2 protein-coding genes and 1 pseudogene are annotated in these 1,956 nt (G+C 68.1%); all 3 read right to left on the reverse strand.

The annotated features are described in order from the left end of the window. A partial coding sequence (locus AC3XYG_RS29980) for an ABC transporter permease (protein WP_489143538.1) occupies positions 1–587 on the reverse strand: 587 nt, incomplete at its 3' end. Next, positions 587–1,528 (reverse strand): ABC transporter permease, encoded by a 942-nt coding sequence (locus tag AC3XYG_RS29985; protein WP_489143539.1) that lies wholly within the window; start codon positions 1,526–1,528, stop codon positions 587–589. The genes AC3XYG_RS29980 and AC3XYG_RS29985, both read right to left, overlap by 1 nt. Positions 1,529–1,560: 32 nt before the next feature. Next, a pseudogene (locus tag AC3XYG_RS29990) lies at positions 1,561–1,956 on the reverse strand (ABC transporter substrate-binding protein); the annotation flags it as partial.

Genomic DNA, 1,956 nt, shown 5'->3' on the forward strand with positions numbered 1-1,956 from the left:
ACGATCCGCCAGGTCGACACGCCCAGCGCCCGCGCCGCCTCGACGAAGGGCAGTTCGCGGATCACCAGGGTCGAGGCGCGGACGATGCGGGCCAGGCGCGGCGTGTAGACGATGCCGAGCGCCAGGATGACGTTGACCAGCGACGGCCCCAGCGCCGCGACCAGCGAGATCGCCAAGAGGATGTCCGGGACGGCCATCATCGCGTCGATCAGCCGGGCCACCACCCGGTCCGCCGGCTTGAAGAAGCCGGCGACGAGCCCGAGGATGATGCCGAGCACCGAGGACAGGATCACCACGGAAAAGCCGACGAACAGCGACAGCCGCCCGCCATAGACGGCCCGGGTGAAGACGTCGCGGCCGAATTCGTCGGTGCCGAACCAATGGGCGCCGCTGGGTGGTTTCAGCCGGTTGACGATCGACAGCTTCTGCGGCGCGTAGCCGGTAATGTACGGCGCGAAGATCGCGGCCAGCACCAGCACCACGAGCACGACCAGCCCGATCAGCGCGGTCCGGCGGCGCAGCAGCATCCGGGCGAGCTTGAAGCGCTCGCCGCCGGCGACGATGGGGGATGAGGCAGTCGCGGCCATCAGTAACGCACCCTCGGGTCGACGACGAGATACAGCAGGTCGATGGCGAGGTTGACCAGGACGTACAGCGCGGCGATCACCAGCAGCGCCCCCTGGATCACCGGATAGTCGCGTCGCAGCACGCCGTTGACGACCAGGTTGCCGACGCCGGGCAGGCCGAACACCGTCTCGGTCACGACCGCGCCGGAGATCAGCAGCGCCGTGGTCAGCCCGATCACGGTCAGGATCGGGATCAGCGCGTTCTTCAACGCGTGCTTCAGCACCACCCGCCGCTCCGGCAGCCCCTTGGCGCGGGCGGTGCGGACATAGTCGTCGCCGAGCACGTCGAGCATGCTGGCCCGGGTGAAGCGGGTGATGAGGGCGGAGTTGACGATGCCGAGCACGAAGGCCGGCAGTACCAGATGGGTCATCCGCTCGAAGAACCCGGCCCCCGGCCCGCCATAGCCGGCGACCGGGAACCAGCCGAGCTTGACCGCGAACAGTTCCATCACCAGCAGGCCGAGCCAGAAGCTGGGGATGCTGGCGGTGAACATCGAGATGGTCAGGGCCGCCTGGTCGAGCACGGATCCGCGCCAGACCGCCGAGGCGATGCCGATCGGCAGCGCGATCACCAGCGCGATCGCCATCGACAGAATGGTCAGCATCAGCGTCGGTTCCGCCCGCTCCTCGATCGCGCTCAGCACCGGCTGGTTCAGGAAGATCGACTGGCCGAGGTCACCGACCGCGATCTGGCCGAGCCAGGTGACGTATTGCACCGGCAGCGGCTGGTCGAGGCCGAGCTTCGAGCGCAGTTCGACGATGTCAGACGGCTGGGCGTCCGGCCCCAGCATCACCGCGGCGGGATCGCCCGGCGTGACGCGGATGATGACGAACACCACCGTCGCCACGATGAACATCACCGCGACCATGCCGATCAGGCGATTGACGATATAGGAGAGCACCGGCGTCCCCGTTCAGGCGTGGGTTCGGGTCGTCACTTCGCGACCCACGTGTTCCAGAAATACGGCCAGGGCGACGGCGTGTAGCCCTGCAGCTTCGGCGACTTCGCCGACAGCGCATTGAAGTCGCCGACCTTGATGAACGGCACCTCGTCCATGATCGCGGCCTGGACATCGCCGTACAGCTTGGCGCGCTGTGCCGGGTCGGCGGCGGCATTGAAGGCATCGAAGGCGGCGCGGCGGCGGTCGGTCGACCACCAGCCGGGGCCGCTTTCCGACATGCCGAGGTTCAGCGCGGGCTCCGGCAGGAACGGGCTGTGCGTGAAGAAGATGTCCCACAGCGCCGGGTCGTTGCGGCGCTGGGTCAAGGTCGCCCAATCCGACACCTGCAGGTCGACCTTGAAGCCCGCCGCCTTCAGATACTCGGCGGC

It is taken from the genome of Inquilinus sp. (assembly GCF_057815775.1).